Origin of the sequence: Sulfobacillus thermotolerans (genome assembly GCF_039623705.1) — a bacterium.
GTDB classification, from domain to species: domain Bacteria; phylum Bacillota; class Sulfobacillia; order Sulfobacillales; family Sulfobacillaceae; genus Sulfobacillus; species Sulfobacillus thermotolerans.
Genome location: NZ_CP133983.1, coordinates 1,420,373 through 1,437,214, shown reverse-complemented (window position 1 = coordinate 1,437,214; position 16,842 = coordinate 1,420,373). Strand labels below are relative to the sequence as shown.

The following is a 16,842-nucleotide window of genomic DNA, read 5'->3' as shown; positions in this document are numbered from 1 at the left end:
CTCGTGGGCCCATTCTCCACCATCGACCTTGCCGAACTTTCACCAACGTCGGCTCGCTGAAAAGGTAAAGACGGCGATACTATTCCCAGTCATAGCATGTCAAGCGTTTAAGAATTCTTCTGTATTCTAAGACCTTATCTCCACCCTGTCAAGAACGGGTGGACATCTTGAGTCTCGCGAGGTGCCAAGCCGCTTAATGCAACACCTGCGACGGCATGGCGTCATCGAGTGCATCCCTCACCCATTGCCACAACAATTTGTGCTCAGGATAGGCAAAATGGGGATCGTCGGCCACTAACTTGACCGCCACTTGACGCGCCTCTTGCAACCAAGCCAGATCTTTGACGGGATTAGCCAGTTGAAATCCTGTTATGCCATGCTGGCGCATGCCCAGCACTTCGCCTGGTCCCCGGATGCGAAGATCTTCCTCCGCCAACTTGATGCCTTCGTGGTACTGGACCATGGCCTGTAATCGCTCCCGGGCTTGTTCGGTGCGAGGATCCGCAATCAAAAAACACTGCGCCGGCTTATTCCCGCGTCCGACCCGCCCACGCAACTGATGAAGCTGGGCCAAGCCAAACCGGTCTGCATCCTCCACCACCATGACCGTCGCATTGGGGACATCAACCCCCACCTCCACAATGGTGGTCGCCACCAATACGTCAATCTCATGGGCACGAAACCGGGCCATCACCTCGCTTTTGTCACCTGATGACATTTTTCCATGCAACAACCCAATGCGCCACCCCGGCACTTTTTCCATGCCACGCGCTAAATCCACGGCGGCTTTTGCCCCGCCATTTTCGTCATCGCCTTGCACCAACGGACACACCACATAGGCCTGCTCCCCGCGCATGACGGCTTGACGCACGGCGGTGTAGGCTTCCTTGCGCCTTTCATGCGTCACGTGCACCGTTTCGACAGGTTGCCTCCCCGGCGGCAACCCTGTAATTTCTGAAACGTCGAGGTCTCCATATACCGTGAGCGCCAACGTCCGGGGAATCGGAGTCGCCGTCATCACCAGCATATCGGGATACGTCCCCTTAAGCGATAGACGCGCTCGCTGCTTCACTCCAAATCGGTGTTGCTCATCAACGACCACGACCCCCAAACGAGAGAATCCGACGCCCTCCGCAATGAGCGCTTGCGTCCCGACCACTAACGGCAGTGTCCCTTGCTGTAACGCCTCGTGTGCCGCCGCTTTTTGCTTGTCCCGCCCCGTCAACAGCGCACACGGCACTCCCAATGGTTCTAAAAAGCGATGCAGCACCTGCCATTGCTGCTCCGCTAACAACTCTGTGGGCGCCATAAAGGCGGCTTGATGCCCCGCATCCACCGCCGCCAACATGGTTAAAATCGCCACGACGGTTTTCCCTGATCCGACGTCGCCTTGAAGCAAGCGGGCCATAGGGCGAGGCTCGCGCAAATCGCTTTGAATTGTCTCCCACGCTTTTTGTTGTCCGGGGGTTAGTTCAAAAGGCAATGATGCTAAAAAGGCTTTGACCATTGGTCCGTCGGGATTTTGCACAAGTCCTGCAACTTCGGGGTCCACATGATGCATGACCTGTACTGCCAGCGCAATGCGAAGAAACTCATCAAACACCAAGCGCTTGCGTGAAGCCTCCAACAGGGTCAAATCAGGCGGAAAATGTTGATACAACACCGCCTGTGCACGGCCAATCAACTCATAGCGCTCTTGAATAGCCACCGGCACGGGATCGGCTACTTGAGGGGCTAAACGCGGTACGACCTCTTTCATGAGCCGCTGAAGAAATCCCTGGCGAATCGATCCGGACAGCGGATAAATCGGCACGAGTCCTAACAGGGGCGGTTCTCCGGCTTTCAACGTCTGAACTTCGGGGTGGACCATGGTCATCTGGCTTGCGCGGCGTTCTACCTTGCCGGTCAATACCACTTGCTGCCCGGTAGGTAATTGCCGTTGGAGCCATGCCGCATGAAAAAACACCACACTCAAAGTGCCACGCCCGTCGCTTAATTCGATGCGCAATATTTGCCTAAATCGGTCGTATTGAGCACGCTGGACAATGCCCTGCACCGTCATGAGCTCAGCCTCGTGAACTTGGTCTAAAGGGGTCATCACACGACGATCTTCGTGCCGATGAGGCCAAAGCCCTAATAAATCTTCTAGGGTGTGCACGCCCAAGTTAGCAAATTCCTGCGCCCGCTTGGGTCCAATCCCCGGCCATTTGGTAATGGGATCGCGCGCACCATAGTGAGGAACTTGAGAACCTTCACGCATGGCTTTCATGAGGCGCTTGGCGCCTTCTCCTCTTTGACAACCTGAACCCCTTGCACTTCCACAATGACGCGCCTAGGACGCATAGAAACCGATTCCGCTAAACGGTCACTGCATTGCTGCACAATTTTTTGCCCTAGGACGGGAATCCGCTGGCCGTACGCCACGATAACAGCGACATGAATAACCAATCCTTGGTCGGTATCCTCTAGCCACACACCGCGCACGCTTTGGTCCTTCTTGACCATTTCGGTCAGCCCTTCACCCACCCGGAAGATGCCCATATCCACTACACCAGGCACGGCGAGGACCGCTGACTGGACAATGGCCGCCAACACATCATCGTGTACCGCCAGCGTGCCATATTCTGTGCGCACCTCCATAACTTCCCACTCCTTGCAGTTCATTTCCCCCTATGTTACCATAGCAACGAATGTCATGGCATCGAGGAGGTTCCACAAAATGGCGTTTCGCTGTGAGGTCTGCGGAAAGCACACCGTACATGGGAATAATGTGAGTCACTCCCATCACAAGACCCGACGCGTATGGAAGCCCAATATTCAACGGGTGCGCGCACGCGTCAACGGCAAGGTCAAGCATGTCTATGTTTGCACCCGTTGCCTACGGTCGGGCCGTGTCGATCGAGCAATTTAATCGGCGGCTTGGATTAACAATTGTTCAATTTGTTGCAAGGAGAAATGGTAGGCGCTGTGGCAATAATGGCAGACAACCTCTGCTCCTTTATTTTCAATTAACGCTTCAAGTTCAACCCGGGGTAAACTGGATAATATTTCCAAACTCCGGGTTTCACTACATTCACACCCGTAATAAATTGGTTCGGGATCGAACCAATGGACCGCGCCCCCGATTACATCCTCGGCCAATGCCTCAATCGTCTCATGATTGGCCAATCGGTGACTAATCTGAGCTAAACGCGGCAAGCGCTCAATAACCGTGTCAATCACATCTTGACTGCCCGGCAAGGCCTGAATAACTAAACCTCCCGATGCCATAATCTCCCCCGATGTGCCCACCAGCACTCCGACGGCCACAGCGCTCGGAATTTGCTCCGACAAGGTGTAATACTGGGCAAAATCTTCCCCAATTTCTCCGCTCACCAACGCCACTTGTCCCTGATATAGGGCCCCAGAGGAGTCCTCACGCGTCACCCGAAATACACCAGGCACTCCCACAGCTTGTCCCACGGCTAATTTGCCATCGGCGCGCAAGGGCAGCTCAATGTGAGGGTGGTCCGCCTTGGCGCGGACCCGCCCTCCGTCGCGCACTTCAGCCACCACGCGCCCCAAAGGGCCACTGCCCTCGACTTCCACAAGCATCAGCGCGGGATCTTTAAAATCTGAGGACAAAATCGCCGCTGCGGTCGCAAGCCGCCCCATGGCGGCGGCAGCGACCGGCGACGCGTTATGCACGCGTTGAATAGCGAGTGCCGTCTTTGTCGTATGGGCTGCAATAAGACGCAAACTGCCCTGTGCTGCCGTCGCCTTTCTGCGATAATCCGTGATAATCACCCCAACCTTATTTTTTATCCTTAGACCAAAACCCTAACACAACTTGTAAGATCTTGCCTACAATCCGCGGCACTTTGACCACTTGCACTTGCATAATGGGATCCTCTCCTTTTCGCCACGTTCTTAATAGGACTGGATTGCTTACCAACGATGCAACAAGCGCCACCCGAGCCATAACAGCGCAAGCCCCACGATCACGGGACCTAGTGCGGCCCATACCAGCCACAGGCCCACTGCCAAAGGCCAAATCCATAGCGGCAAGACTTTAATAATCAACAAGCCGCCGGCTACTGACAGTCCTGCTCCTCCTAGGCGGCGTTTGAGGACTTGCCGGGGGCCATATGCGTAATGACGAAACCGCCCCATCCCCTCACCCCCCTTTTACCGGTCCACTCCCCATGCTACGAAACCCACAGGAAATGGTGCATGGTTTTTTCGGTAAAAGGCCAAACGGGGGTGACCACCTTGGTTGGTCCCGTGCTATCCTATGCGAGAAAGCCTGTCTCTCAGTCATCATGCAGCCCCGGGAATATCAAGAAACCGCGTGGTAACTTTCGCCAGCTAATACGGCTTGACCCATTGCTCCAACATCACCTTGTAATGGGCATAACGGCCAAGGTCGAACCGCCCGGATTGTAGCCCGTCTAAAACGGCGCAACCGGGTTCATCAAGATGATAGCAACTGGCAAACCGGCATCGTGCCCCGTCCCATTCCCAAAACGCATCGCGAATGCGGGCCGCGTCTTTAACCGTGGTCTCTAAGGCTGTATAACCCGGCGTATCGGCCAACCAAAACGTCCCGGTCCGCAAGAGCCGTACCCACCGTGTCGTTTGCTGTCCACGCCCAATGCGGCTCAACTCCTGAACCTCAATGCGTTCATGTGGCAACAGAGCTTTGGCCAAAGAGGACTTGCCTGCCCCGCTTTCGCCCACCAAAACCCATACCCCTTCCCGCTTGGCACTGACCAACGCGTTGATGCCCTGCCCAGTCACGGCACTGACTGGCCACACCCGGTACCCGATATTTTGATATAGCGTAATCACATGGTGTTGGCGGCCTTCGGCATCGTTTAAATCCGTCTTGGTTACGACTATTTCCGCTGCCACCCCCATCATGTGTGCCAACACTAGGCGCTTGTCCAACAGTTCCAGACTGCCTTTGGGTTGTGACGCGCTAAACACCACAAACAAGCCGGCGACATTAGCAATCGGCGGACGCACCAGCTGATTACGCCTGGGCCACACCTTCGTCACAATCGCCTCGTGGGGATCTGTACGTTCAATCTCGACCCAGTCCCCCACCAAGATCCGCCCATGGTCCCGTTTAATTTTACCGCGCAAGTAACAAAGATAGCGCGCGCCGTCCTCCGTTTCCACGGTAGGACGATTTGCTTCAAGCAATACAACCAATCCCTGCACGTTATGCCTCCTTGCACCCTCGCCTTACGATGGGGGCGTCGTACCCACCGCGGGGCTGGTGGTACTGCCATTCGCCACTAAAGGCTGCGGGGCTTGGGCTTGCCCATTCAGAAAGACGAGCAACTGACCGGATGTGCCGTACCATGTCACCGGAATTTGAATCTGCTGACCTGGGTTGACTTGTTGATAAAAGACCTCTTCGTTGCCAGCGCTATCCGTCACCACCACTTTCAGAACCGATTTGGGCGCCGCGCTGTTAGGAATTTGCCATGTGGCCAGGGTGATATTCTTGGGCAAATGAGCACTTTGCGGACTCGGTCCTTGGGACACGGTTACATTGACCGACGTCGTGTTATTTAAACTGGAATACGGTTCCGGACTCTGATCAATAATCGTATTCACCGGTTCCGTGCTGTAGGTGGTGGTCGGCGTGCCCACCGTCACATTCATCGCGATTAGCAAGCTGGCCGCTTGCTCGACCGACAAGCCTTCCAAATTGGGCATAACGGCCACAGCTTCAGCCGGTCCCTTGGATACCCATAAGGTGACCGCTTGGCCTTCGGCTAAGCTCGCATTGGGCGCAGGGCTCTGACGCACGACTTCCCCTTGTGGACTATTGCTCTTAACGTGGTGAATAATCGCCTTAAGATTTTCTGTCTTGAGATTTTGAACGGCTTGAAAGACGTCTTGCCCTTTCAAATCCGGCACCGTTACTTGCTGTGGCCCTGTGGATACCACGACCTCCACATTTTGCCCCGCCTTGATTTGGGTACCCGCTGGGGGAATTTCATCCAGCACATAGTTTTTCGGCAAATGCGATGAAGGTGCTTTGCCCGTCACACTGACCGTTAACCCTAAGCGTCCTAGCTGGGCTTTAGCACGTCCCAGCGATTGCCCTTTAACGTTGGGCAACGTGACCACCGGCGAATAGATCCAGTGCTCGAAGGCCAATATGCCCCCACCGAGTAAGGCCACCACAATGGCTCCCGCCACCGCCCATGGCACCCACCGCCGTTTCTTTTTGGCCGGTTTGGGCGTCTGGGGCACGGGGGACGGGACAGGTTCGGGCAAATGCTCTTCAGGATGCAAGGCACGCTGAATGTCTTGGCGCATCGCTTGCGCGCTTTGATACCGTTCGGCGGGATCTTTGGACAGCGCTCTGCGCACAATTTTCGCGACCGGTTCAGGAACATCACTGCGAAATAGCGTCACATCGGGTGCGGTGTCTTGCAAATGTTTGATCGCCACCCCAATCGGGCTATCCGCCTCAAAAGGCAGCTTGCCTGTCAGCATTTCAAACAGCACAATGCCTAATGAATACAAATCCGACTGAGGTCCTACAATTTTGCCGCGGGCTTGTTCGGGGCTTAAGTATTGAACAGTCCCCAAAAGCGAACCGGTATTGACCAATGTCCCCGATGTGGCGGCATAGGCAATGCCGAAATCCGTGACTTTGACGGTACCATCTGTGGCAATCAAAATGTTTTGAGGTTTAATGTCGCGGTGCACCACTTTTTGGGCATGGGCGGCCTCTAACCCTTGTGCCACCTGATCTGCAATATCTAAGGCTTCAGCAATGGGCAATGCGCCCTCCCGGTCTAGTTTACTGCGCAAAGTCTCGCCCGCGACAAGTTCCATCACCATATAATGAATGTCTGGCTCTTCGCGCCCCACGTCATAAATTTGCACAATATGGCGGTTCACCAACGATGCCGCGGCCCGCGCCTCTTGGTCGAAGCGGTGCACCACTTCATCGTCTTCTGCCCACTGGTGTTTCAAAATCTTGACCGCCACTAAACGATTGAGGGTAATGTCCCGGGCCCGGTAGACCAAAGACATGCCCCCATTGCCAATGCGTTCCAACACCTCATATCGGCTTCCAAAAATTTTACCGACCATCGGTCTCACCCGCACCTGCATTATCCACTGCGACCACCACCGTTACATTATCCGGACCTCCTCGGCCCAGAGCGCCCCCAATCAGGTGATCAATCAGGTCTTCCCCCGAATAGGCCATACACATGCGCAAAATCTCCTCGTCGGGCACTACCGAGGTGAGCCCATCTGTACACAATAACAGCAAGTCGCCGGGCGTCCAGGGCATATCCGCCACATCCACCCGCACTTTGTCGAACGGTCCCAGCGCTCGCGTGAGGACATGCCGCTTCGGATGCTCCGAGGCTTCTTGCGCCGTTATGGTTCCCGCTCGCTCCATTTCGCCCGCCACGGAGTGATCCATGGTGAGCCGGATAATTTGGTCCTGGGCAATACGGTACGCACGCGAATCGCCCACGTGCGCTAACAAGAGCCGATCGGGATATAGCACTGCCGCCGTCAAGGTGGTGCCCATGCCTTCGAGGACGGGATTGTCTTGACCCATAGCAAAGATGGTGCGGTTGGCTAAGGAAAAAGCAGAGGTGAGCCGCGAGACGTCCGATACCAGAAGTCCTACCGCATTGTCTAAGGTGGTTAAAGCCAAATGACTGGCCCGCCGCCCAGCGGGTCCCCCTCCGATACCGTCGGCCACCGCCACTAAATAGCCGCCATTTTCTACCGGGCGGATCAAAAAGTCGTCTTGATTTTCACTCCGCACCAACCCTTGATCTGATCGGCCAAACGTCTTCACGGTGATACCTTTGCCTCCTCGCGCCGCCGTAACTGACCGCACGCCGCATCAATTTCCTGTCCCATTTCCTTTCGTATGGTACAGGAAATCCCACCTTCCTGCACGATGCGTTGAAATTGTTCGACTCGATTTTTAGATGATGGGGTAAATGGATGCTCCGGCACCGGATTCCACGGAATCAAATTCACATGACACGAAAAGCCTGACAAAATGTCGACCAACTGCCGTGCTTGCTCATCAGAGTCATTGACGCCGGCTAACAGGGCATATTCAAAACTCACCCGACGCCCGGTTTTCTCGCCGTAATAACGGCACGCGGCGATCAAGGGCGCAATCGGATACGCTTTATCCACAGGCATTAATGATTGCCGGAGGGGATCCGTCGGGGCGTGCAACGAGACCGCCAAGGTTACCGGCAGCCCTTCATCCGCCAAGCGGTAGATTCTAGGAATCAGTCCACTCGTCGACACCGTAAAGTGACGATAACTCAAGTTCAACCCGGCTGGATCATGCGCTAAACGCATGAACTTGACAATATTGTCATAGTTATCAAGCGGTTCGCCAATGCCCATTAAGTCAACGCGGCTAATCACATGGCCCCGCTCCTGAATGAGATCATTGGCTAAACGCACTTGGTCCAAAATCTCACCGGCTGTCAAGTTGCGCGACCGTTTCAAGAGGCCCGAGGCACAAAAATGACATCCCATGTTACATCCCACTTGACTCGAGACGCAGACACTATACCCATAGTCATGGGGCAACACCACCGTTTCGACTTGTTGCCCGTCAAATAGCTTGACCAAAATCTTGAGGGTCCCGTCGTGCCCTTCCTGGACCCGACTTGGCTCGACGCGTCTTAAGGGATAGGCCGTTTCCATGGACAGGCGCAGAGCTTGGGGCCATACTGTAAGCTCGCTGTAATTGGCAATTCTGTGACGCCACAGCCCTTCAAAGAGTTGTCGGCCCCGGTAACGTGGTACGCCTTGCGAAATCATGAGCTGTTCAAGTTCTTCAACCGAGGATGACAAAATATCCACCTTCTGAGACTCTGCCATTATTCTGCCTCCCTCACGTCTGCCCGTAACCGGGCAATGAAAAATCCGTCCATCCCTAGGTCCCCAGGAAGCAAGGTCAAGAAACCTTCCTGTGTGAAATCCTGAAAAGCCGACGCGGGAAGAAAATCTTGGACCGGCTCAATGTGTACAGTGGAATGACTCTCCAACACCTTGCGTACGACGTCCGTCGTTTCTTCCGGTTCAACAGAACACGTACTATAGACCAACACACCACCAGGCTTTAACAGGCGCACCGCGGCATCCAGCAAAGCCTTTTGTGTGGTAGCCAGCCCTCCTAAATCTTTTTCCTGCTTTCTCCACCGTGCATCTGAACGTCTCCGCAAAACCCCCAAATTGCTGCACGGAGCATCGAGCAACACGCGACCGAATTGCTTCGGGTGTTCTAAAGAAAAGATCCGGCTGTCTTGACCAACAATCGACACGTGATGCGCATAACCCAAGCGCATAATATTTTCGCGCAACAACGAAAGCCGGTTTTGGGCTAAATCGACCGCCGTCACTTCGGCCTCGCCCTGCGTTTTCTCTAAAATGTGTCCCGTTTTTCCTCCCAACCCCGCGGTTAGGTCCACAATGCGTTCATGCGGCTTGGGATCTAAAGCCCATGTCACCAACATGGCACTTTCGTCTTGAACCGTCACGTTTCCTTCTTGAAAGGCGGGGAGGTCCTCTAACCATAAGGGTCCTGATACCCTAATGGCTTCGGGAAGATAACGCGACGCTTCCGCCCGCACTCCTTGCGCCTGGAGTTGGGCCAAAACCGTCTCCCGAGCAATGCGCCCTAAATTGACGCGTAAGGTCAAAGGTGGTACTTGGTTGTCTACCCACAACATGTGCCGCGTCCGCTCGAGTCCATAACGCGCCTGCCAGCGCCTGACAATCCAATCCGGGTGGGAAAACTCGACGCCCAGCGATACATTTTTAGGCTTCTGACTGGGCGCCCGCCGCAAGATCGCATTCACCATGCCAGTAGCCCGGGGAGCTACCGTTTTTGTTTGTTCGACCGCCGCATTCACAACCGCATACGTCGGCACGCGATCCAAAAACCCGATTTGGAACAAGGCCATCCGTAAAATATCGCGCACACTAGGATCAAGTTCGCCTCGTAAAAACGGTTCAAGCCACGCATCCAAATACCGTTGGTTGCGCAAAACTCCGTGCACAATCTGGGTCATCAGGGCGCGGTCCGCCGGGGAGAGAGAACGCTTCCCCGCTTCACTTAGCGCCTCACTCACCCCCGCGCCGTGACGAACGCGTTCCAACACGTTCCAGGCTTCCAGGCGTGCGGGACCCGCCCCCTGTGCGGACTCTGTCATTCGCAGACCACCTCGCCTGAAATATGTTGTCCCCGGATGAAATCGCCTGGGGTCATGTCTTTACGGCCTGCGGGCCGAATTTTGGTCACCGTCAGCACACCGTTCCCCGTTCCAATCTTCCACGCATTGCCGTAAAGACGAGCCCGCCCTCGCATCTGCTCCCCCTCATCGTACGCACACTCGGTGATTTTGATACGGGTTTGGCAACATTCCGTATACGCGCCTGGGTCGGGTGTCATACTTCGCACCAGCCGGTGGATTTCTATGGCGGGGCGCGTCCAGTCAATTCGGGCATCATGTGGATCAAATTTGGGCGCGTAAGTAATACCTGCTTCCGGCTGCGGCGTCCTCACCGCCGTGTTATCCATAAGCTGGCCTAAGGATTGAACCAAAAGCTCACCAGCCGCCTTGGCCAACTCTTGGGTCAACGAGCCCGTCGTCGCATTGTCCCCTATTGTTACTTCCGACATTCCCACCACTGGCCCCGTATCCACGCCTTCATCCATGGCCATTAGCGTCACACCCGTCACCGTATCGCCTGCCCGAATAGCCCACGCAATCGGATTGGGCCCACGCCAACGCGGCAAAATTGAGGCATGCAGATTAAATGCCCCACGGCGTGGCAATTCCAACAGCCAGGGGCGAAGAATTTTTCCATAAGCCGCCGTAATAATCAGATCGGGGGCGAAGTCCTCCCACGCCTGACGAAACTCTTTCAAGACCGCGGGTTTGTCGATCTGCACCCCCGCCTCCTTTGCCGCTTGAGCAACGGGGGACGGCGTCATCTGCAAACGCCGTCCTTGAGGCACATCGGGTTTCGTCACCACGCGCACTTCCCACGTAGGGTCTTGTAAGAGACTCAATAAAATGATTCGGGCATAATGGGGCGTTCCAAAAAAGAGTATCCGTGGGCCGTTCAGTCCAACACCACCTCATCCTCCGCTACTGGCGTCTCGCGCGGCACCACTTTCAAGGCCAAATCTGTGAAGAGAATCCCATCAAGGTGGTCGATTTCGTGCTGCAAGCACCGCGCCATCAACCCGTCACACTCCACCCATACCTGCCGTCCATGCCGATCGAGTCCCGTTACCCGAATGGTCTGGGCGCGTTCCACTTCCCCCATCAAATCGGGAATGGACAAACAGCCCTCAAACCCGGTCTGCGTGCCTTCACGGTATAAAATCTCAGGATTCACGAGCTCAACCAGTCCGTCTCCAATATCGGCAACCACCACGCGGCGGGATACCCCCACTTGGGGCGCCGCGAGTCCAATGCCATCTGCTTCATACATCGTTTCGGCCATTTCCGTCAATAACTTTTGAATCTCCTTGTTCACGCGCCGCACCGGTTTGGCCTTTTGGCGCAAGACGTCGTCCCCTACGATCCGTATGTCTAACACGGCTTATCACCTCGTTCATCGTCATATCTCACTCTTTATAGCATATAATACGGGTCAACTGTAATGCGGCAGCCAAAATCTTCCCGTTCCAGTTCACGCAAGACGTGATACACGTCTTCTGATTTGGGTCCCTTCACTAAGATATGAAAGCGGTACCGCTCCCTGAGTTTCGGCAAAGGCGCTGGCGCAGGCCCTAGTATCTCACACCCGTAGGCCATGAGCGATTGCACCACGTGCGCGACGCGTTCGGCCTTGCGCCGGGCTTCTTGAACAGAGGCATCGGCCACTTCCAACAGCCATAAATTCGCAAAAGGCGGATACTGCAGCTCTTGTCGAAATTCAATCTCCTGACGATAGAAGCCGTCATAATCGTGCCGGGCGGCATGGGCAATGGCAAAATGCTCGGGATCATAGGTTTGCACGACCACCGTGCCCGGCCTATTGCCACGGCCCGTACGCCCCGACGCTTGCACCATCAATTGGAATGTGCGTTCGGCCCGTCTAAAGTCGGGCAAGTGCAAGGCCACGTCCGCTGCAATGATGCCCACCACCGAGACATTAGGGAAATCCATCCCTTTGGCAATCATCTGCGTGCCCACCAATACATCCGCTTTGTGCTCAACAAAATCAAAATACAATGCCTCATAGCCTGCACGGTTGCGTAGGGTATCGCGATCAGCGCGGGATACACGCGCGTTGGGCCATAGTTTCTGCACCTCTTCGACGACCCGTTCCGTCCCCGCCCCAAAATAACGGATTTTGGGGCTGTGGCATGACGGACACGCTCGCGGTGGCTTCGTTGTATAAAAACAATAATGGCAAATCAGTGCGTCTTCGTGCTGGTGATAGGTCATCGTCACGGCACACCGCGGACACTCTATGGCCTTTCCACATTCCCGGCACAGGACAAAACTCGCATAACCACGGCGATTTAAGAACAAAATGACTTGCTCATGCTGTTCTAAGGCTTCTGATACGGCGTCTTGCAGGACGCCGCTGAATATGGAATGGTTGCCTTCTTTTAACTCGTGCCGCATGTCGACCACGGTAACCGGCGGCAGCGCTCTATCCCCCACGCGCGAGTCTAACCGGATCCAGCCGATGAGACCTTGACGCGCATAGAACGCGGTCTCCAGTGACGGCGTAGCGCTGCCCAGAACCAACTTGACCCCGGCTTGGCGGGCCAACCACATCGCTACCTCCCGGGTATGATAGCGCGGATGCTCTTCTTGCTTATACGTGCTTTCATGTTCCTCATCCATCACAATGAGACCCAGTTTGGCAAATGGTAAAAACACCGCGGAGCGCACGCCTACCACCACGGATATGCGCTGGGTACGCACATCGTGCCACGTCTTCGTACGCTCGGCAGGACTTAAACCACTGTGCCATAGGCCCACCATATTGATAAACCGTTCGGAAAAGCGCAGGACAGTCTGTGGGGTCAGCGCAATTTCAGGCACCAAGACAAGCGCTTGTCCCCCTGCACGCAAGACGGATACAATGGCCTGCAAATACACTTCCGTCTTCCCCGAACCGGTCACGCCTTCTAATAGCCACACTGAACCGGGTGCCGAAGTGATGATACGTTCAGCCGCTTGTTGTTGTTCGGTCGTCAATGTAAAGGGCGAGGGGGCAATGGATTGTGGTAAACGTTGGGGTAGCACGTGACGAATTACGACGCTTCCTTCTTTAATCAGCCCCCGCAAAGATCCCGCAAGTTCCGGCATTTCTTCGTGAATGCGTGTTTGCAAAACTGGTCCACGTTCCCGCAAAATGGTCCATAGGCGCTGCTTTTTGGACGCACGCTTGGCCCGTTCGCCCACGGCCTCCACCAGCACTAAGGTAGGTTCCTCAGCATCCAAACCGTTCGGCAGCATGGCTTTATATGCTTGGGATGGAAAACACAAATATTCCTCAGCCATCCACTGCCCAAGGTCTACCATTAAAGGACTCAAGGCGACGTAGTTATCGGTCACCGCCTCAATACACTTAAGCCCACTAGGCACCGCGTCATTAGCCTCGCGGACGGCTAACACAATACCTTGGGCCTTGCCCTTGCCAAAAGGGACCCGCACTCGGCACCCTTTGGAGATTTCCATGCCCGCCGGTACCTCATATGTCCAAGTACGGTCCAAGCCCCGTGCAATACGGTCTAATACGACATCCGCCAGTCTCATGTCCCACGCCGCATTAACACAACCATTTCCGCCACCATATACCCTTCGTTCTCTCGATCTTCGGCCCGCACTGACACTGTCACCAAGCCCCCTTGGGGCACGGTTTTAAGCGCGGTACATTGAACTCGCGCGTGCAGGCATGTCCCAATGGTCACGGGGCGGATAAAGCGCACCCGGTTTAAGCCATAGAGCGCTAAAATTTCAGGGGCCTTCAAGGGAATCAAGCCAAAGGTTAACGACAAGACCCCAAGCCCGTGCAAGATCCGTTGGCCGTAACGTGTCTGTGCTGCAAAGGCCTCATCCGTGTGCAAAGGGTAATGGTCTCCACTCCAATTGGCAAACACAGTCAAATCTTCAGCCGTTACTGTGCGCGCAGGACTGATATATTCATCGCCAACGGCTATGCGGTCAAAAGGACGATCAAACACGGTCAGACATTCTCCTTGCTGTGTGCAAATCCGTGACCAGCTCTGCCACCTTTTCTGCTAGTCTTTCTTTGGTCATAGGTTCTAAGGTGCCGTCCACGTCGCCACCTCTTAAAATGGCCGCCTGGTATTCCCCTTCGCCAAACCCCAGCCCTTTTCCCACTGCGTTCGCAACAATCGCATGAAGCCTTTTGCGCTCTGCCTTCGCGAGTGCCGACGCCACCACGTTATGCGTTTCTGCTGCAAATCCGATAAGAATCTTGGAGTCATGATACAAGCGGCCCATTTCCGCCATAATATCGGGGTTAGCCTCCATTAACCACGCCTGCTCCAATGCACTCTTGGGCATTTTTTGGCTTGCCGGATGAACCGGTCGGAAATCGGAAACCGCAGCCGCTCCTATTAACACATCGGCGGCGGGCATAAGCGCTGCGACGGCGTCTAACATATCCCGCGCCGATTCGGTCGCCACATAACGAATCCCTGGCCATTTCACGGTGGACACGCCGGGACCGTGCACCACTGTCACCTGGGCTCCACGCGCCGAAAGCTCTTTGGCCAACGCGATGCCGACGGACCCCGTCGATGGGTTCGTCAGCAACCTAACCGGATCAAAATGTTCCCATGTCGGCCCCGCCGTAATGACGACCGAAACCCCGGCCAAGTTCTTTGGCTTGGCAAGACGCCACAACGCGTCGATTATTTCTGCAGGCTCTGCCATCCGGCCTGGTCCCATATAGCCTGACGCCATGCGGCCATGATTCGGACCAACGACCACCACCTGGCGTTGATCAAGCAGGTCCTCCATCCGTTTTTGGGTCTGGGGGCTCAGCCACATTTCCGGCTCCATGGCAGGCGCGACAATAATAGGGCCTTGAAATCCTTGAAAGACTAATGACAGCATGTCCGACGACAATCCTAATGATAAACGGGCGAGCAAATTTTGGGTTAAGGGTGCTATTATCATTACTTGAGCCCAGCGGGCTAAGCGGACATGAGACAACGGCCCCATCGGTTCATCGGCTGCTGCAATGGCGACCGGCCGGCCACTAAGCGCGCGAAACGTTAAGGGGCCAACGAATTCAGAAGCGGTTTGGGTCATGACAACCGATAATTCGTGGCCCTGCTGAACCAAGCGGCTCGCTAAATCACAACTTTTATAGGCGGCGATACCGCCGCCAACCCCTAAGATTACACGCATAGAGATTATTTAATGCCAATAGGAGGGACGTCCACCGAAATGGCCCCATGCCGGATTTCTTCCAATGCAATAGTGACGGGCTTACTGGCCGTTGACTCCACCAAAGCCTGACTGCCTTCGGTGATTTGGCGCGCGCGCCGGGCCGCGGCCACGGCCAAAGCGTATTTGCTGTCATGCCGGTCCGTCAAATCTTGGACTGTGACGCCTTTTTGATTCATGACTTTTCCTCCTCCACGACCTCGTCGTCTTCATCCTCGTCCTCTTCCAATTCCACAGCAGAGGTCTCCCGGCTGGCTAATCGGTTGGCCACGGTTTCAGGCTGCACGGCGGACAAAATGACGTGATCGCTGTCCGTAATAATCACCGCACGTGTCCGGCGACCATAGGTAGCATCAATCAGCACCCCGCGGTCGCGAGCTTCCGTTATAATGCGCTTAATGGGCGCAGAATCAGGACTGACAATTGCCACGATGCGGTTTGCCGATACAATATTGCCAAATCCTATGTTGACGAGTTTTATATCCAAGCCGAGGTTCCTCCTGCCATAACGTCACCGCCACTGATCGCCGGTGCTGATATCGTGTTAAATGATATCATACAAAACCTGTCACATAGTACGCTGCAAGAGTTAATTTCACGACGAGCTGTCAAAAGCTTGTTTGGCCCATTGCGCTAAAAGACCCAAGGCGCGGTCGCCAATGACGGTAATGTTCTGGTTACCCGCGTGAAAGGCCAATGTGCTCCATAAACCGTCTGTCATCCCGGTAAAACCCGGATAGCCGCTGATATGCTCCGTAAACTGCCATGCCGGTCTCAATGGCTGGTGACTGGGAGACATAACGACGATGATTTGATTAAGGCCATGGCCATACCGCACCATGACTTGATTTCCTGCATATGCTACTTGCGTTCGCACGAGTGGTCCAAAGTGACCGGGAATACTTCTTAGGTGAGCATTTCCTTCCGCGAAAAACAAAGGACTCGTATCATAATCCGATATTCTTTCAGCATGCAGATCACGACTAAACCTTTGATACACAAAATGCCCTGTTTGTGGGATGAAAGCTCTTGTGTCTTGTGCATGGACCAACGGCTGTACCATCAGTCCAGCGGCCATACCCAAAGCTCCCACAGCACTCAACACCGTTCCCATGCGCACCCAGCTCATGATCCCCACCTCCTTTGGGTATTCTGCCCGCAAATGGGCCAGATATCCTCCGGTCATCCACGTATGCTATACTAAACGTCCAATGCTTTTCGGCACCATTCGATTCCATGAACAGGGCCTAATCACATGATTCTCGCTGGAGGGTGAACTGTGCTAAGCGCAATCCATACCGTTACGGTTTGGCTCAATGAGGTGGGGTATTTGGCTGTTTATCTCGTACTCTTTGTCGAAAGCATTGGCGTACCAAGT

The 16,842-nt window shown here is 54.9% G+C and carries 18 protein-coding genes; 1 reads left to right on the top strand and 17 read right to left on the bottom strand.

The window, feature by feature from the left end:
* Nucleotides 1-193: 193 nt before the first annotated feature.
* Together recG and ORD20_RS07280 are read right to left on the bottom strand one after the other, a co-directional pair.
* Nucleotides 194-2,269, bottom strand: a complete 2,076-nt coding sequence (gene recG, locus ORD20_RS07285; RefSeq protein ID WP_103376961.1) for an ATP-dependent DNA helicase RecG — start codon at nt 2,267-2,269, stop codon at nt 194-196.
* A complete protein-coding gene (locus tag ORD20_RS07280; protein ID WP_158246409.1) occupies nt 2,266-2,640 on the bottom strand; it encodes an Asp23/Gls24 family envelope stress response protein in 375 nt (124 codons plus the stop codon). Before ORD20_RS07280 ends, recG begins: the two co-directional genes overlap by 4 nt.
* Before the next feature lie 79 nt (nt 2,641-2,719).
* Here ORD20_RS07280 and rpmB point away from each other — a divergent pair, with 79 nt between their 5' ends.
* Nucleotides 2,720-2,911 carry a 50S ribosomal protein L28 gene (rpmB, locus tag ORD20_RS07275; protein WP_103376963.1) on the top strand — a complete coding sequence of 64 codons (192 nt, stop codon included), beginning with the start codon at nt 2,720-2,722 and terminating at the stop codon, nt 2,909-2,911.
* On the opposite strand, the gene hslO is transcribed toward rpmB, so the two are convergent.
* The 15 genes from hslO to ORD20_RS07200 form a co-directional block, all read right to left on the bottom strand.
* Nucleotides 2,908-3,786: an Hsp33 family molecular chaperone HslO gene (gene hslO, locus ORD20_RS07270; RefSeq protein WP_242968671.1), complete on the bottom strand. Its 879-nt coding sequence runs from the start codon at nt 3,784-3,786 to the stop codon at nt 2,908-2,910. The two genes, rpmB and hslO, sit on opposite strands and share 4 nt — an antisense overlap.
* A 141-nt stretch (nt 3,787-3,927) precedes the next feature.
* Entirely contained in the window at nt 3,928-4,152 is a 225-nt protein-coding gene (locus ORD20_RS07265) for a hypothetical protein (RefSeq protein ID WP_103376964.1), read from the bottom strand.
* A gap of 195 nt (nt 4,153-4,347) precedes the next feature.
* Nucleotides 4,348-5,205 carry a ribosome small subunit-dependent GTPase A gene (rsgA, locus tag ORD20_RS07260; RefSeq protein ID WP_103376965.1) on the bottom strand — a complete coding sequence of 286 codons (858 nt, stop codon included), beginning with the start codon at nt 5,203-5,205 and terminating at the stop codon, nt 4,348-4,350.
* 24 nt (nt 5,206-5,229) lie between these two features.
* Nucleotides 5,230-7,104 (bottom strand): protein kinase domain-containing protein, encoded by a 1,875-nt coding sequence (locus ORD20_RS07255; RefSeq protein WP_103376966.1) that lies wholly within the window; start codon nt 7,102-7,104, stop codon nt 5,230-5,232.
* A complete protein-coding gene (locus ORD20_RS07250; protein ID WP_103376967.1) occupies nt 7,094-7,831 on the bottom strand; it encodes a protein phosphatase 2C domain-containing protein in 738 nt (245 codons plus the stop codon). The genes ORD20_RS07255 and ORD20_RS07250 overlap by 11 nt, the downstream gene beginning before the upstream one ends.
* A complete protein-coding gene (gene rlmN, locus ORD20_RS07245) occupies nt 7,828-8,886 on the bottom strand; it encodes a 23S rRNA (adenine(2503)-C(2))-methyltransferase RlmN (RefSeq protein WP_103376968.1) in 1,059 nt (352 codons plus the stop codon). Before rlmN ends, ORD20_RS07250 begins: the two co-directional genes overlap by 4 nt.
* Complete coding sequence (rsmB, locus tag ORD20_RS07240) at nt 8,886-10,220, bottom strand: 16S rRNA (cytosine(967)-C(5))-methyltransferase RsmB (protein ID WP_103376969.1); 1,335 nt, start codon at nt 10,218-10,220, stop codon at nt 8,886-8,888. The genes rlmN and rsmB overlap by 1 nt, the downstream gene beginning before the upstream one ends.
* Complete coding sequence (fmt, locus tag ORD20_RS07235) at nt 10,217-11,125, bottom strand: methionyl-tRNA formyltransferase (RefSeq protein WP_430626691.1); 909 nt, start codon at nt 11,123-11,125, stop codon at nt 10,217-10,219. Before fmt ends, rsmB begins: the two co-directional genes overlap by 4 nt.
* 11 nt (nt 11,126-11,136) lie before the next feature.
* The gene (gene def, locus ORD20_RS07230; RefSeq protein ID WP_103376971.1) at nt 11,137-11,619 is read right to left on the bottom strand and encodes a peptide deformylase; all 483 of its coding nucleotides are present in this window, start codon (nt 11,617-11,619) and stop codon (nt 11,137-11,139) included.
* A 35-nt stretch (nt 11,620-11,654) separates the two neighbouring features.
* Nucleotides 11,655-13,799 (bottom strand): replication restart helicase PriA, encoded by a 2,145-nt coding sequence (gene priA / locus ORD20_RS07225; protein WP_103376972.1) that lies wholly within the window; start codon nt 13,797-13,799, stop codon nt 11,655-11,657.
* On the bottom strand, nt 13,796-14,227 hold the full coding sequence (locus ORD20_RS07220) for a MaoC/PaaZ C-terminal domain-containing protein (protein ID WP_158246410.1): 432 nt from the start codon (nt 14,225-14,227) through the stop codon (nt 13,796-13,798). The genes priA and ORD20_RS07220 overlap by 4 nt, the downstream gene beginning before the upstream one ends.
* Nucleotides 14,220-15,425, bottom strand: a complete 1,206-nt coding sequence (gene coaBC, locus ORD20_RS07215) for a bifunctional phosphopantothenoylcysteine decarboxylase/phosphopantothenate--cysteine ligase CoaBC (protein ID WP_103376974.1) — start codon at nt 15,423-15,425, stop codon at nt 14,220-14,222. The genes ORD20_RS07220 and coaBC overlap by 8 nt, the downstream gene beginning before the upstream one ends.
* A 5-nt stretch (nt 15,426-15,430) precedes the next feature.
* The gene (gene rpoZ, locus ORD20_RS07210; RefSeq protein ID WP_103376975.1) at nt 15,431-15,643 is read right to left on the bottom strand and encodes a DNA-directed RNA polymerase subunit omega; all 213 of its coding nucleotides are present in this window, start codon (nt 15,641-15,643) and stop codon (nt 15,431-15,433) included.
* Nucleotides 15,640-15,951, bottom strand: a complete 312-nt coding sequence (remA, locus tag ORD20_RS07205; RefSeq protein ID WP_103376976.1) for an extracellular matrix/biofilm regulator RemA — start codon at nt 15,949-15,951, stop codon at nt 15,640-15,642. Before remA ends, rpoZ begins: the two co-directional genes overlap by 4 nt.
* 108 nt (nt 15,952-16,059) lie before the next feature.
* The gene (locus tag ORD20_RS07200; protein WP_103376977.1) at nt 16,060-16,593 is read right to left on the bottom strand and encodes a hypothetical protein; all 534 of its coding nucleotides are present in this window, start codon (nt 16,591-16,593) and stop codon (nt 16,060-16,062) included.
* Nucleotides 16,594-16,842: the final 249 nt, after the last annotated feature.

Excerpts from the sequence above, each read along its gene's own strand:
- recG (WP_103376961.1), bottom strand. The coding sequence starts at position 2,269 with ATGAAAGCCATGCGTGAAGGTTCTCAAGTTCCTCACTATGGTGCGCGC.
- ORD20_RS07280 (WP_158246409.1), bottom strand. The coding sequence starts at position 2,640 with ATGGAGGTGCGCACAGAATATGGCACGCTGGCGGTACACGATGATGTG.
- rpmB (WP_103376963.1), top strand. The coding sequence starts at position 2,720 with ATGGCGTTTCGCTGTGAGGTCTGCGGAAAGCACACCGTACATGGGAAT.
- ORD20_RS07265 (WP_103376964.1), bottom strand. The coding sequence starts at position 4,152 with ATGGGGCGGTTTCGTCATTACGCATATGGCCCCCGGCAAGTCCTCAAA.
- ORD20_RS07255 (WP_103376966.1), bottom strand. The coding sequence starts at position 7,104 with ATGGTCGGTAAAATTTTTGGAAGCCGATATGAGGTGTTGGAACGCATT.
- rlmN (WP_103376968.1), bottom strand. The coding sequence starts at position 8,886 with ATGGCAGAGTCTCAGAAGGTGGATATTTTGTCATCCTCGGTTGAAGAA.
- rsmB (WP_103376969.1), bottom strand. The coding sequence starts at position 10,220 with ATGACAGAGTCCGCACAGGGGGCGGGTCCCGCACGCCTGGAAGCCTGG.
- priA (WP_103376972.1), bottom strand. The coding sequence starts at position 13,799 with ATGAGACTGGCGGATGTCGTATTAGACCGTATTGCACGGGGCTTGGAC.
- coaBC (WP_103376974.1), bottom strand. The coding sequence starts at position 15,425 with ATGCGTGTAATCTTAGGGGTTGGCGGCGGTATCGCCGCCTATAAAAGT.
- rpoZ (WP_103376975.1), bottom strand. The coding sequence starts at position 15,643 with ATGAATCAAAAAGGCGTCACAGTCCAAGATTTGACGGACCGGCATGAC.
- ORD20_RS07200 (WP_103376977.1), bottom strand. The coding sequence starts at position 16,593 with ATGAGCTGGGTGCGCATGGGAACGGTGTTGAGTGCTGTGGGAGCTTTG.